The following is a 13,343-nucleotide window of genomic DNA, read 5'->3' as shown; positions in this document are numbered from 1 at the left end:
GGGCCTCATTTCCCGTGAGCGGCCTGGTCGACCGCCTTGACGATCTTGACGTAACAGCCGCATCGGCAGATGTTGCCGCTCATCCACTCCCGGATCTCCTCGGCGGAGTCCGTGTGGCCCTCCTCGATGCAGCCGACGCCGGACATGATCTGACCGGGAGTGCAGAAGCCGCACTGGAAGGCGTCCTGCTCGACGAACGCCGCCTGCAGCGGGTGCAGTCGGTCACCTTTGGCAAGCCCCTCGATCGTGGTGACCTCGGCGCCTTCCAAGCGAACCGCCAGTGTCAGACAGGAGTTGACCCGACGGTCGTCCACCAGAACCGTGCAGGCTCCGCACGCACCGGCGTTGCAGCCCTTCTTGCTGCCGGTCAGCCCGAAGTGCTCACGCAGCAGGTCGAGCAGCGAGGTCCGGTTGTCGATCGTGACCGTGCGCCGCTCGCCATTGACGGTCAGCGAGAGCCGACCACTCGGCGGGGCCTCGGCGGCCGGTGACTCCTGATCGGTCAGGACCGCCCCGGCCAGGCCACCCGCCGCGACCACACCACCGACGGCGGCTGTCGTCGCGATGAAAGTGCGCCGTGAGGGCACCGGCGCGGATCCTTCGGACAGTTCAACGGGTGAGTCCGGAAGTTCGGTGGTCATACGCACTCTCTCGCTTGGGGGGATGCGGCAGAGGATCGGCCGTCTCGGTCGGTACGGCCACACCGTCCGGCGACGCTGTGCGGGACGCACGTCGAGGTGCCCGTCCGCCGGTATGAGGCGGAGGGTGCGCCGACGCCGAAGGTCCTCCGGAAGGCTCGTTGTGGGGTGAGCCCTTTGGTCAGGCCGTTGGCCGAGAAGCGGGACACAATCGCTGTGGCGGGTGTGATCCCGGCGTACGAGCCACCCTGTGCCCGATGGCGAGGAGCCGCCAGGGCGTACTTTTCGTACTACCCGCGTGCCTACGCCTGGCAGTAGCAGCCAGTACAAGCCAAGCCGACGCCTAGGCCTGGGCCTGATGGCGTGCGTGATGCGTGTTCGCTACTGCGCGGCCGACTTCGGCGGATTCGAGGCGTGGCCCCGCACCGGCCTGTCCAGGAGGACCATCGCGTCGTAGTCGGGGGTGCCGGGCTCGGCGTAGAAGACCACCAGGTGCTGGCCGTTGGTGCCGTCCAGCGTCATGCCCTGGAAGCCGAGGGCGAAGTCCCCGACCTCGGGGTGATGGTAGGCAAGGCGCCCCCTGGTGTTCCCCTGCACGTCGTAGCGGTCCCACATGCGCGCGAACTCCGGGCTCTTGAGCAGGAGTTCGTCGACGATGCGAGCGAGGTCGGGGGCGTCCGGCTCGATACCGGCCAGGCCGCGCAACCATGCGACGCAGCTGCGGACCGCGTTGTCCCAGTCGTCCCACAGTTCGCGGGCCGCGGGGTGGAGGAAGATGTAGCGCGCGAGGTTGCGCTGCTCGCCGTGCCAGTCCTCGATCCCGACGAACAGGTGCAGCCCGCCGAAGTTGGCGGCGAGCACTTCGAAGGTACGGCCGACCACGTACGCGGGATTGGGCCGCAGCCTCTCCAGGATCAGCTCGGTGCCCGGAGGCATGGACCGGCTGGGCACCGTCGCCGAAGCGACCACGTTCCCGTCGGCGCACGCGGCCAGGTCGCGCAGGTGCTGGTGCTCGGCCTCCCCCAGACGCAGGGCGCGGGCAATGGCGTCGATCACGGACGGGCTGGGACGGGTCTCCGTCCCGCGCTCCAGACGTGCGTAGTAGTCGATGCTGATACCGGCGAGAGTGGCCAGTTCCTCTCGGCGCAGCCCCGGCGTCCTGCGCAGACCGGAGGTGGCCGGCAGACCGACGTCGCCGGGCGTCACCCGGGTGCGGCGGGCTCGCAGGAAGCGTCCCAGCTCGGTGCCTCCACTGCCGCTGTGCTGCTCACGTGCCATGTCGTCCAGTGTGGCAGTCCCGTGACCGGTGTGGCGATGCGCGTGACGCCGAGGGGTGCCCTGTCACAGCACTGAACGCTGCTGCCTGGCACAGCCCGACCTGCCATCCGTCGAGTCCACCCGTCAGGCTGAGGACTCGACGGATGCCCCAGGTCCGCGGCGTACTGGCGGATGCACGAGCGGGTGGGCGACGAATGGAGTGACGGCACCGGGCGGCCCGCGCGCCAGCTTGCCGATCGTGACGGCCCTGCTCATCGTGGCCTCGGCAGCCGCTCACCTGTGGCGGGAACCACATCGGTACGTACGAAGGAGACCTTCATGGCGGCGGCATGGACGAACGACGAGCTCGCCGGGGTCGGATCGGCGGAGGAACTGGTGATCGCGTCCGTCCGCCGGGACGGTGCGCTGAGCAAGCCGCGCACGGTCTGGGTGGTGCGTGTGGGTGACGGGATCTACGTCCGTTCGGTGTACGGCCCCACCTCCGACTGGTTCCGCACTACGCGGGTCCGTCAAGAGGGTCATATCCGGGCCGGCGGCGTCGAGAAGGACGTCTCCTTCCAGAACGCCGACGACGACGTCAATGGCGAGGTGGACGCCGCGTACCGCAGCAAGTACGGCCACTACGCCACGGAGATCCTCAAGGCCATCACGAGCCCCGAGGCGTCCTCGACCACGCTTCAGCTCGTGGCGCGCTGAGCCTGGAATCCCGAAACGGCCGCGCCCCGAGCCGAGGAAAGAGAAACATCCCGCGCACCAGGCCGGGCCTCCTTCGGCTCCCCGCCGCGCTCGCACCACCTGTCCAGGAGATGAAACGTGCTCGGTCTCGAACTCGTCGTGGTCCTGTGCGCGACCGTGCTCGTGTGCCAGATCGCGGGAGACCGCCTCCGTATCGCCCCTCCCATCCTGCTGCTGGCGGCGGGGGCGCTGCTTGGATTCGTCCCGGCGCTGCGTGAAGTGCATCTGCCGCCTGAGGCCATGCTGCTGCTGTTCCTCCCGGCGCTCCTGTACTGGGAGAGCCTGACCACCTCGCTGCGCGGGATTCGGCGGGACCTGCGCGGCATCATGCTGATGAGCACCGCCCTGGTCATCCTCACCGCCTGGGCCGTTGCAGCTGTCGCGCACGCCCTGGGGCTCCCCTGGGGGCCGGCCTGGATCCTCGGTGCCGCGCTGGCACCCACCGACGCGACCACGGTCGCGGTCCTCGCCCGCATGCTGCCCCGCCGCAGCATCACCCTGCTGCGTGCCGAGAGCCTGATCAACGACGGCACGGCCCTGGTCGTCTACGGACTCGCCGTCGGCATCACCGTCGGCGAGGAGCACTTCAGCGTGCCGCACGTCGGGTGGCTCTTCCTCCTGGCCTATGTCGGCGGCGCCGCGGCCGGAGCGGTGACCGCCTGTCTCGGCATCCAAGTGCGCCGCCGCCTGGACGACCCCCTGCTGGGCAACGTGGTCACGGTCGGCACGCCCTTCACCGCGTTCCTCCTCGCCGAGCTGATCGAGGCCTCCGGCGTCCTGGCCGTCGTGGTTGCCGGGCTCATCATGAGCCAGGTCGGCCCGCGCCTGGTCGGGGCGGCGACACGGCGGCAGGCGGTGGCGTTCTGGTCGCTGGCCACGTTCCTGCTCAACGCCTCCCTGTTCGTCCTCGTCGGCCTGGAGGCACAGTCCGCCGCCCGCGACCTGACCAGCGACGACCTCACCCACGCCCTGATCACCGTCGGCCTGGTGTCCGTGGTGCTCGTGGCCGTGCGGTTCGCCTTCCAGTTCGGCACGGTGTACCTGATCCGCCTGCTGGACCGGCGTCCGCAGCAACGGCTGCGCCGGATGAGTCACCGGGCCCGGGTGGTCGGCGGGGTCACCGGATTCCGGGGCGCGGTGTCTTTGGCCGTGGCGCTGTCGGTGCCGGAGACGCTCGACTCGGGCGCGCCCTTCCCCGACCGTGACGTGATCGTCTTCGTGACCTCCGGCGTCATCATGCTGACCCTGGTGGTACAGGGCCTGCTCCTGCCGCACGTGGTCCGCTGGGCCGGGCTGCCCCACGACACGTCCGCCGAGGAGGAGCGCTCCCTCGCCGACACCACTGCCGCCGAGGAGGCACTCAAGGCGCTGCCGGAGGTGGCCGCCGATCTCGGCACCGCCCCGAAGGTCGCCGAATGGACCCGTCGCGAGTACGAGACTCACCTGAGCGTCGTACGTGCCGACGACCAGGCCGACGACGTGGCTCTGCGGCACAAAGAGGACTACACCGCGCTGCGGCTCGCCCTCCTCGCCCACAAGCGCGCCACCGTCATCAGGCTCCGCGACGAGGACCACATCGACGACACCGTGCTGCGCCAAGTGCAGGCGTACCTCGACATCGAGGAAGTACGCCTGTCCGGAGCCGAGTTGAGCGACTGACCCGCGCCCGTCCCTTCCTGCACCAGCCCTTCCTGCCCCACCTCACGCGCAACGACAACTGCGCCCGTTCGAGAAAAGTGCGATGACCGACATAGAAATCTCCACAGCAGCCCCCGCAGCGGCCCCCGTCAAGAAGGGGTTCAGGCTCGCGACGGCGATCGTCGTGAGTGCGACCGTCCTCGCCTCGGCGAACTGTGCCTCCGCGTCAACGGAAAAGACGTCCCCGAAGCCGGTCGTCACCGATGTGAAGACCCTCGCCACCTTCGACTTCACCGCCGGCGACTCCCCGGAGAACATCACCGTCAACCCGGACGGCTCGCTGACCGTCTCCATGCTGGGCAGCGTGGCGGGCAACCGTCCGGCGCTGGTGCGGATCGCCCCGTCCGGGCGCAGCAAGGTCATCGTCGCCGGGCAGCAGGGCGACACGTTCACCGGCAACACGCGCGACCGCGACGGCGGCATCTACTTCAACGTGTCCTCGTCCAACGCCTCTCGGGCCGGGGTCTGGAAGTTGCCGCCCGGCGGCACCCCCCGCCGTATCGCAGCCCTGCCCACCGACGGCCTCCCCAACGGGCTGGCCCTCGACCCGACCGGACGCACCCTGTACGCGGCCGACAGCAACAAGGCCACCGTCTGGACCGTCCCGGCCTCCGGCGGAAGGGCGACCGCCTGGCTGACCGACCCCGCCCTCGCGGCCACCCCGTCCGCACCCGTACCCCTCGGCGCGAACGGCCTCCGCTTCCACAAGGGCGCCGTCTGGGTCTCCAACCTCGCGAAGAGCACCCTGCTGCGGATCCCGGTCACTGCCGCCGGCGGACCCGGCCGGATCCGCACCGTCACCAGCAGCCTCACCGGCGTCGACGATTTCAACTTCCTCAGCGACCGCTCGGACGTGGTGTTCGCCGCACAGAACGGCCTCAACCAGATCGCTGTCGTCCGCCCCGACGGAACCACCGAGACCGTCCTGACCGCCTCGAACGGCCTCGCTTCCCCCACCTCCACCGCGGTCCGCGGAAACCGGCTCTACATCACCAACGCCGGTCTCACCGCGCCCCACGACGCGAAGGTACAACGCGGGACGATCGACCCCGCCGCTCTCAACGGCCGCCCGACCTCCTGAAACTGCCGCAGCCCGGGATCCGCAGCAGTACCTGTCGCGGATCCCGGCAAGCAGGTGCAGCCACCCTCCCGTCAGACCGGCGAGATCAACGGCAGGGGTGCCCCACTGAGCGGCACGACCGTCCCAGAACCTGTGGCCGAGGACCCGCCGGTGTCGTACCTATCGCGGTGCGAGTGCGGCGAAGGCCTCGTCGAGCAAGTCGTCGAGGTCGAGGCGGCCCTCGGAGGCGGTCCAGTGGTTGACGGCGACGTTCAGACACTCCACGGCGGCAGCGGCGCGTACCAGCGGGCCCAGGGCCGTGGGTCGCGAGGGATCGCCACGCTCGGCGAGGGCCTGGGCGATGACGGGGCGCCAGCCGTTCTGCTTCTCCAGTGTGCGGGCGCCCAGCGCTGGAGTCTCCATGATCAGGCGAGACATCGCGAGGGCGCCGTCCGGGTCCTGGCGATGGTCCTCGATGACGGTGTCCAGTGCGCGCCGCAGCGCCGTCCAGTCGTCCTCGTTCGCAGGCCGGGCGCGTACCGCATCGGCGACCTGCTCGCCCTGCCCGTCGACGGCGCCCAGGACCGCGTCCTCCTTGCTGCCGAAATAGCGCAGGAAGGTGCTGCGGGACACACCGGCGGCCGCCGCCAGGTCGTTGACCGTGACCTTCTCGAAGCCCTCGCGGCGGAACAGGTCGAAGGCCACCTTGGCGAGCTCGGACTGGATGGCCGCTCGCGCAATGTCTCTCGTGCTCGTACGTGCTGTTCCGTTCACGCCGCGATCCTACCTCTCACCCGATTCCGACTCGCATCGTTAGACCATGGTCGCTACTATGACACTGAGTTTCACCTTTAGGTTGTAGATTCACAGCTAGATCCTAGAGTTCAAACTGAGGGAGAGAGCCATGAGGGGTCTGCAGGGCAAGAGGATCGTCGTTGCCGGTGGCGCCACCGGAATCGGTGCCGCCACCGCCGAGCGACTCGCGGAGGAGGGTGCCTCGGTCATCGTGGGCGACATCAACCTGTCGGGGGCGGAGGCGACCGCCAAGGGCATCACCGAGGCAGGCGGTACGGCGATCGCCGTCGAGTTCGACCTCGCCGGCGCGGACTCGATCCAGGCACTGGTCGACCGGACCATCACCGAGTACGGCGGGGTCGACGGTCTCTTCAACGTCGGCGCCGACCTCTCACCGGCCACACTGGGCGGTGACGGTGACCTGCTGGAGATGGATCCGGCGGTGTGGCGCCGCACCCACGACGTGAACCTCCTCGGCTACGCCCTCACCTGCCGGGCGGTCCTCCCGCACCTGCTCGCCCAGGGCGGCGGCGTCATCGTCAACACCTCCTCCGGCGCGGCCTGGGGCGGCGAGCCCACCCGCCCCGCGTACGCCGCCTCCAAGGCCGGCATCAACGCGCTGACCCGCCACATCGCCTCCCGCTGGGGCAAGGAGGGCATTCGCTGCAACGTGGTCGCACCCGGCCTGGTCATGGGCGAGACCCAGCAGGGGCAGGACGACCAGCAGCTGCAGGCCATGGCGCTGCAGTACGCCCGCAGCCCGCGCCTTGGCGAGCCCGCCGACCTGGCCGGCGCCGTCGCTTTCCTCTTCTCCGACGACGCAGCCTGGATCAGCGGCCAGGCCTGGTCGATCGACGGTGGCATGAGCCTGCGCGGCTGAGGTCCCACATCACGTTTTTCCCACTGACCGACCCACTGGAATGGAGACATGACCCCATGACCAAGACCCTCGGACTCATCGGCAGCGGCAACATCGGCAGCGCGCTGGCCCGCCTCGCCGTCGCCGCCGGCCTCAATGTCGTACTGAGCAACTCCCGCGGCCCCGAGACCCTCGCCGAACTCGTCGCCGAACTCGGCCCGCAGGCCCGCGCCGCCACCCCCGTCGAAGCCGCGCAGGCCGGTGACCTGGTGGTGGCGACCGTCCCGCTGAGCACCTACCAGCAGCTCCCCGCCGCCGCCCTGGCCGGCAAGACCGTCATCGACACCATGAACTACTACCCCGAGCGCGACGACCGGATAGCCGAACTCGACGCCGGCGAGCAGACCTCAAGCGCCCTGGTACAGCGGCACCTTGCCGACTCCCAGGTCGTCAAGGCGTTCAACAGCATCGACTTCGTACGTCTGTTCACCGCCGCCCGGCCCGCCGGCGCCGACGACCGCAGCGCCCTGCCCATCGCCGGTGACGACACGGACGCCAAGGCACAGGTGGTCGAGCTGCTGGACGCCCTCGGCTACGACGCCGTGGACATCGGCACACTGGCCGACAGCTGGCGCAGCGAGCCGGGTACGCCCGTCTACGTCCAGCCGTACCTGCCGGCACAGCCCAAGGAGCTGACCACCCAGGAGGAGATGGGGCGCTGGTTCTTCGGGGCACCGGTCGTTCCGGTGCCGGCGGCCAAGGTGCGGGAACTGACCGACACCGCCGTCCGGCGCTCCGCGGGCGACGCCCGCGCAAGCCTCGCCCAGGACTGATCCGCCCGCCAACCAGTCGTCACCACACTCGACACGTTCTCCGACACCCGAGCCAACCCTCGGCATCAACGTGGCCTGGCACAAGCGAGACAACCGGCCGCTCCGATGTTCGGTACACCCGGCGGGTCGAGGGCCGTGTCGCCGCGCCCGCGGAGCAGCGGCTGGGCCAAGTACACGAGGGAGAGAAGTGACTGATCAGCAGTCCGACAAGACACCACGCGGGCGCTACCGAGTCGCGCAATGGGCGACGGGCCATACCGGGGCGCATGCCCTGCGATGTGTCATCGGGCACCCCCGATACGACCTGGTCGGCGTATACGTGTACGCCGACGCGAAGGTCGGTCTCGATGCCGGTGAACTGTGCGGTGTCGAGCCGACCGGAGTCCGCGCCACCGGGAACATCGACGACATCCTCGCCGCCAAGCCCGACTGCGTGTTGTACATGCCGGTGCTCGAAGCGGTCAGGATCGACGAGATCTGCCGGCTCCTCGAGTCGGGCGCCAACGTCGTTACGAGCGTCACCGACTTCCACTACCCGGCCGGCCTCGATCCCGACGTACGACAGCAGATCGAGGCCGCGTGCGAGCGCGGTGGTACGTCGCTCCACGCCACCGGTTCGAGCCCCGGGTGGATCACCGAGGTCTTCCCGCTCGCGGTGACGGCCCTCCAGCGCCGGCTCGATCGCCTGACGATCGAGGAGTTCGCGGACATGACGACGCGCAACTCACCGGAGCTGCTTTCCCAGATGTTCGGCGGCGATCCCGCGGCGATGGACCTCACGCGCGTGGCGACAGGCTTGGAGGAGGACTTCGGCACGTCGCTGCGCCAACTCGCCGACGGCCTCTCAGCGCCTCTGGACAAGATCACCGCGACCGGAACGGTAGGTACAGCGGCGAGGCCGGTGCAGGTCGGCACCACGACCATCGAAGCCGGCACGGTCGCGGCGTGGCGATTCGAGGTCACGGGCTGGCGGGACGGGAACCCGTTCATGGTGGTCCGGCCCACCTGGTACCTCACCCAGGATCTCGAGCAGGACTGGAGGGAACAGGTGCGCGACACCGGCTGGCACGTCGTCGTCGAGGGCGACGCCCCGCTCGACATCGACATCCGCGTGGCATCCGAGAACTACGCCGCTGTCTCACCCGGGTACAGCGCCCACATCGTCGTCAACGCCGTGCCCCTGGTCTGCGAAGCACCTCCCGGTATCAGGACCACCCTCGACCTGCCACGGTTGGTCGCGGACCTGGGCTGAACTCCCGTTGCCCTCGAACGACGGAACCGGCGCCGTCGACAGGGGCAAGTGGATGCCACAGCCGGGATCCGCAGCAGTGGCTGTCGCGGATCCCGGCAAACAACTACGCCTGCATCGAGGCGAGTTGGACGATGGTGATGTCGGACGGTGCGTTCACACGGACGGGTGGGCCCCAGGCGCCTGCGCCGCGGCTCACGTACAGCTGGGTGTCGCCGTAACGCTCCAGGCCGGCGACCGTGGGGTTCGCCAGCTCGGCAAGGTAGTTGCCGGGCCAGAGCTGGCCGCCGTGGGTGTGGCCGGAGAGCTGGAGATCGACGCCGTGGCGGACGGCGTCCTGGATGACTACGGGCTGATGGGCCAGGAGGACAGCGGTACGGGAACGGTCGCGGTCGCCGAGCGCTTTACCGAAGTCGGGGCCCTGGCCCTCCTCTTCGCCCCGGACGTCGTTCACGCCGGCCAGGTCGAAGCCGGGCAGCTCGGTGCGGGCGTTCTCCAGCGGGCGCAGTCCCAGATCCCGTACCTTCTCCACCCATGGCTCGGCGCCGGAGATGTACTCGTGGTTGCCGGTGACGAAGTACGTGCCGTGTCGTGCCCGGAGTTGGGCGAGTGGCTCGACCGCCGGGGTCAGGTTCTCGACGCTGCCGTCCACCAGGTCGCCGACGACCGCGATCAGGTCGGGCTGTGTCGCGTTGATGGTGTCGACGACACGCTGGGCGAAGCCGCGTCCCAGGATGGGGCCGACGTGGATGTCGCTGACCACGGCGATCCGGAACCCGTGCGCACTGCGCGGCAGCTTGGCCAGCGGAACAGTGACGCGCTTCACCTTCGGCCCGCGCAGCACACCGTACGTGCCATAACCGACGGTACCGACGGCGACGGCCGCCGCTGCCCCGCCCACGACACGGGACACGAACAGGCGGCGTGACGGGCCGGCGGGGTCGGTGTTTGCCGACCGCGTGGGCTCCGGTGCCTGCGGAGGATCGAGTACGGAGACGGGCCCTGCGGCGCCTCCTGCGGCCTCGGAACTGTCGCGATGCGCTGTTGCGGACGGCGGCTCGACGGCTGAAGCAAGTTCCTCAACACCGGAGTCAGTTGGTTGCGCTTGCGCAAAATGTGTCGTCGTCACAAGCCGCTCCCGCGAGTCCGCTTCGGCGCTCCGGCGTGCGATCCACCTCCGCAGCACGGGCCGAACGGCCTCGCCGACCAGCAGCGCGAGAAGCAGGTACAGGAACAGAGCCATCCACAGGTACCCGGGCCAGGCCAGGATCCGCTGCAGCAGGAAGGGGACGCCGTCGCCCTCCGCGGTCATGCCCGCCACCGACAGCAGCGGTCCGGCCACGAACAGGGCACTTCCTGCTCGCCGGAGGAGCGACCCCTTGGGCATGGTGTCCCGTACGAGACGGCGCCACACGTACCAGTGGAGTGCGCCGAACAGTGCCAGCACCGCGGCACTGACGAATGCGAATATCACGACCACGACCTTGCGCAGCCCTTCCTTTGAGGTGTCCTACGGCCGTGTCACCGGGAGGCTTCGGCCTTGATCTTTTCGAGCGCGTCGTTGAAGCCCTTCGGTGTACCGCTGTTCCCGGCCACGCGGTCCAGGCGAACGCTGTCAATGTCCCTGCCGACCACGAGCGCCGGTACCGCGGCGGCGAAGCGCTTCTGCAAACCGAGCGAGGTCTCGTCCGTGGCACGGGGTGTGACCTTGACGGCGGTGATCCTGTCATCTGCGAGGGTTACGGTCACCTCGATGCTGGAGGGAAGGTTCCCGTACCAGCCCTCGGCCTCGAACTCGCCGTCCGCGTAGGTCGAGGAACCTCGCTCCGTCCCGTTGGCCGAGGCGGACGGTGAACTTGCGTCGGTAGCGTCCGTCGAGGCGCATCCGGTGATGGCCGCAGAGAGGGAGATCCCGACCGCGGCCGTCATCTTCTTGCTCAGGGCCGTCATGTTCCTCCTTGTCGTGGTTGTCGGTACAAAGCCGCTTGCGCCGCTCAGGTGAACAGCTGACCGTCGAAGTTCCGTGAGATCTCCGCGTGGCCGCTCGCGTACATGCGTACGTAGGCGAAGTCGAAGGTCTGCGCGAGTCGGCGTGCGTCGGTGAAGAACAGCGCCGTCGCCAGCCCGTCGGCCTGCGCGGTGTCGTCGGCCACGACCCAGGTGGCGGCCACCGTCCGGGCCGGGCGACCGGTGCGCGCGTCGAGCAGGTGGTGCATCCCGTCACCCCAGGCTCGAGCGCGGACACCGGACGCACACAGCGCACGCCCGCGCAGGTTCGCCACGCCGACAACGAGCCGCGGCTCGAACGGATGCTCAAGGCCGACTCGAATGGCACGTTGCCCCGCATGACGGAGATCGCCGCTCGCGTCGACGACGAACCGGGTGATCCCGGCTTCCCGAAGGATCGCCGAGATGATGTCCACCAGGTAGCCCTTGCCCGCCGCTCCCACGTCGATCACGACCGGCCGGCGGGTGGTGAGCGTCCTGCCGTCCCGCACGACGTCCGCCGCCCAGGTCACCCGGCCCAGAGCCTGCTCCTGGGCCCGAACCGTCGCCGGGGCGGGTGTCAGAGAGTACGAGGCGTCGTATCCGAGAAGTTCGAGAGCACGGCCGACGAGCGGGTCGACGGCACCGCCGGTCGCTGTGGCGAGGCGGTCGTAGAGGTCGAACAGGGCGAGTGAGTCCTCCGGGAACTCGAATTGACCACCAGCGGGAGCGGTCGCGATCCGGGACACGAGCGAGTCGGGACGGAAGCGCGAGTACGTGGCGTCGAACCGCCGGATACGGTCCAGGATCCCGTGGCGCAGACTCCCGCTCAACGGCTCTTCGGTGTCGATCTGCCAGCCGGTGCCGATGGCGTCGAAGGTGAACCGGCTGCCTTCGGGCTCCGGTCCACCGGGAGTTGTCGGCATGGAGACCTCGCCCGGGTATCGCGTCATGTGGTGCATGGTTGCCGCTCCGTACGGGTCGGTGGGCGACTTACTGCGGGTGGGCAGGGCCTCGGCGGCCGAGCGAGGTGAGCACCGGGTCGGTCCGCCGAGGCGGCGAGGTGTTGTTGGGTACCCCGGTCTGCCCCGGGTCGTGTCAGTCCAACTGAGCGCCGCCGTTGACGGTCCGGTCGCTCTGGGCGAGGCCGAACGGGCCGTAGGGGTAGGGCGCCGGGCTCGGATCACTGGCGTTGTCGAGGAGAGCGACAGCGTCCGCGTCCAGGTGCAGATCGGCGGCGCCGAGGTTGTCGGCCAGCTGCTTCATGTCACGGGCTCCGATGATGGCCGAGGTGACACCCGTACGGTGGGCGACCCAGCTGAGTGCCACCTGGGCGGGTGTGGCGCCGGTCTCCCCGGCCACCCGAAAGACCGCCTCGACCGCGTCCCAGGTCCGGTCCGCGTTGGCGTAGTTGGCCGAGGTGTACTGGTAGAGCGGGTTGGCCGATCCGGCCCGGGTGTCGGGCTCGGGCTGGACGCCGCGCGCGTACTTCCCCGTCAGGAAGCCGCTCGCCAGGGGCGACCAGGGCAGCACGCCGAGTCCGTTGTGCAAAGCCGCCGGCAGAACCTCCCACTCCACCTCGCGCACGGCGAGGTTGTACTGCTCCTGCAGGGTCACCGGGACCGGCCAGCCCCCGGCACGGGCAGTGGAGACCGCGAGCTGGAGCTGCCAGCCGGTGAAGTTCGACAGACCCGCGTACTGGATCTTGCCCGCCCGGACGGCGGAGTCGAAGAACGAGAGAGTCTCCTCGATCGGGGTCAGCGGGTCCCAGGCGTGCACTTGGTACAGGTCGACGCTGTCCACGCCCAGTCGGCGAAGCGAAGCGTCCAGCGCCCGGGAAAGATGCCGCCGGGACAAGCCGATGCCGTTGACGTCGTCGGTGAACGGGAACCGGCCCTTGGTGGCGAGCACGACCCGGTCGGTGACGTCGCTCGGACGACTCGCCAGCCACCGGCCGATGATCTCCTCCGAAACGCCGCGGGTGTAGAGGTCGGCGGTGTCCACGAAGTTTCCGCCCGCTTCCAGGAAAGCGTCCATCTGGGCGAACGCCTCCTCCTCCGAGGTTTCGTCCCCGAAGGTCATCGTGCCGAGCGCGAGGTTCGAAACGACCGTGCCGGTGTTGCCGAGTCGGCGGTATTCCATCGTGCGTCTCCCTTGGGAGTCGAAGTGCAATCGGGCAAAGGGGAAGGTGACTGACTGGAGGGCCGGTCCA

The 13,343-nt window shown here is 69.4% G+C and carries 13 protein-coding genes; 6 read left to right on the top strand and 7 right to left on the bottom strand.

The features are described 5' to 3' along the window. Positions 1-5: 5 nt before the first annotated feature. Complete coding sequence (locus ACFWXQ_RS15355; RefSeq protein ID WP_383936850.1) at positions 6-641, bottom strand: (2Fe-2S)-binding protein; 636 nt, start codon at positions 639-641, stop codon at positions 6-8. A gap of 378 nt (positions 642-1,019) precedes the next feature. After that, positions 1,020-1,916, bottom strand: a complete 897-nt coding sequence (locus ACFWXQ_RS15350) for a helix-turn-helix transcriptional regulator (RefSeq protein ID WP_383936851.1) — start codon at positions 1,914-1,916, stop codon at positions 1,020-1,022. Between the two features lie 318 nt (positions 1,917-2,234). On the opposite strand from ACFWXQ_RS15350, the gene ACFWXQ_RS15345 reads away from it, so the two are divergent. The 3 genes from ACFWXQ_RS15345 (at position 2,235) to ACFWXQ_RS15335 (ending at position 5,430) form a co-directional block, all read left to right on the top strand. Further along, positions 2,235-2,612 (top strand): DUF2255 family protein, encoded by a 378-nt coding sequence (locus tag ACFWXQ_RS15345; protein ID WP_383936853.1) that lies wholly within the window; start codon positions 2,235-2,237, stop codon positions 2,610-2,612. 117 nt (positions 2,613-2,729) lie between these two features. After that, on the top strand, positions 2,730-4,310 hold the full coding sequence (locus ACFWXQ_RS15340; RefSeq protein WP_383936855.1) for a Na+/H+ antiporter: 1,581 nt from the start codon (positions 2,730-2,732) through the stop codon (positions 4,308-4,310). A gap of 82 nt (positions 4,311-4,392) precedes the next feature. Then, a complete protein-coding gene (locus ACFWXQ_RS15335) occupies positions 4,393-5,430 on the top strand; it encodes a hypothetical protein (RefSeq protein WP_383936857.1) in 1,038 nt (345 codons plus the stop codon). Between the two features lie 159 nt (positions 5,431-5,589). On the opposite strand, the gene ACFWXQ_RS15330 is transcribed toward ACFWXQ_RS15335, so the two are convergent. Then, the gene (locus tag ACFWXQ_RS15330) at positions 5,590-6,183 is read right to left on the bottom strand and encodes a TetR/AcrR family transcriptional regulator (protein WP_383936859.1); all 594 of its coding nucleotides are present in this window, start codon (positions 6,181-6,183) and stop codon (positions 5,590-5,592) included. A gap of 130 nt (positions 6,184-6,313) precedes the next feature. Between ACFWXQ_RS15330 and ACFWXQ_RS15325 the strand changes: the two genes are divergently transcribed. The 3 genes from ACFWXQ_RS15325 to ACFWXQ_RS15315 all read left to right on the top strand — a co-directional run bounded on the left by ACFWXQ_RS15325 (position 6,314) and on the right by ACFWXQ_RS15315 (position 9,148). Beyond that, positions 6,314-7,084 (top strand): SDR family NAD(P)-dependent oxidoreductase, encoded by a 771-nt coding sequence (locus ACFWXQ_RS15325; RefSeq protein ID WP_383936861.1) that lies wholly within the window; start codon positions 6,314-6,316, stop codon positions 7,082-7,084. Positions 7,085-7,140: 56 nt separating this feature from the next. Continuing rightward, a complete protein-coding gene (locus ACFWXQ_RS15320; protein ID WP_383936863.1) occupies positions 7,141-7,896 on the top strand; it encodes an NADPH-dependent F420 reductase in 756 nt (251 codons plus the stop codon). Between the two features lie 187 nt (positions 7,897-8,083). After that, positions 8,084-9,148, top strand: a complete 1,065-nt coding sequence (locus tag ACFWXQ_RS15315) for a dihydrodipicolinate reductase (protein WP_383936865.1) — start codon at positions 8,084-8,086, stop codon at positions 9,146-9,148. 103 nt (positions 9,149-9,251) lie between these two features. On the opposite strand, the gene ACFWXQ_RS15310 is transcribed toward ACFWXQ_RS15315, so the two are convergent. The 4 genes from ACFWXQ_RS15310 to ACFWXQ_RS15295 all read right to left on the bottom strand — a co-directional run bounded on the left by ACFWXQ_RS15310 (position 9,252) and on the right by ACFWXQ_RS15295 (position 13,273). Further along, on the bottom strand, positions 9,252-10,619 hold the full coding sequence (locus ACFWXQ_RS15310; protein ID WP_383936867.1) for a metallophosphoesterase: 1,368 nt from the start codon (positions 10,617-10,619) through the stop codon (positions 9,252-9,254). 47 nt (positions 10,620-10,666) lie between these two features. Beyond that, on the bottom strand, positions 10,667-11,095 hold the full coding sequence (locus ACFWXQ_RS15305) for a hypothetical protein (RefSeq protein ID WP_383936869.1): 429 nt from the start codon (positions 11,093-11,095) through the stop codon (positions 10,667-10,669). Positions 11,096-11,139: 44 nt separating this feature from the next. Continuing rightward, entirely contained in the window at positions 11,140-12,084 is a 945-nt protein-coding gene (locus ACFWXQ_RS15300; protein ID WP_383936871.1) for an FAD:protein FMN transferase, read from the bottom strand. Positions 12,085-12,229: 145 nt separating this feature from the next. Beyond that, positions 12,230-13,273, bottom strand: coding sequence for an aldo/keto reductase (locus tag ACFWXQ_RS15295; protein WP_383936873.1), 1,044 nt, complete (start codon positions 13,271-13,273; stop codon positions 12,230-12,232). Positions 13,274-13,343 lie beyond the last annotated feature (70 nt).

It is taken from the genome of Streptomyces sp. NPDC058697 (assembly GCF_042715345.1).
Classification (GTDB): domain Bacteria; phylum Actinomycetota; class Actinomycetes; order Streptomycetales; family Streptomycetaceae; genus Streptomyces; species Streptomyces liliifuscus.
This window is presented reverse-complemented; position numbering and strand designations above follow the sequence as displayed.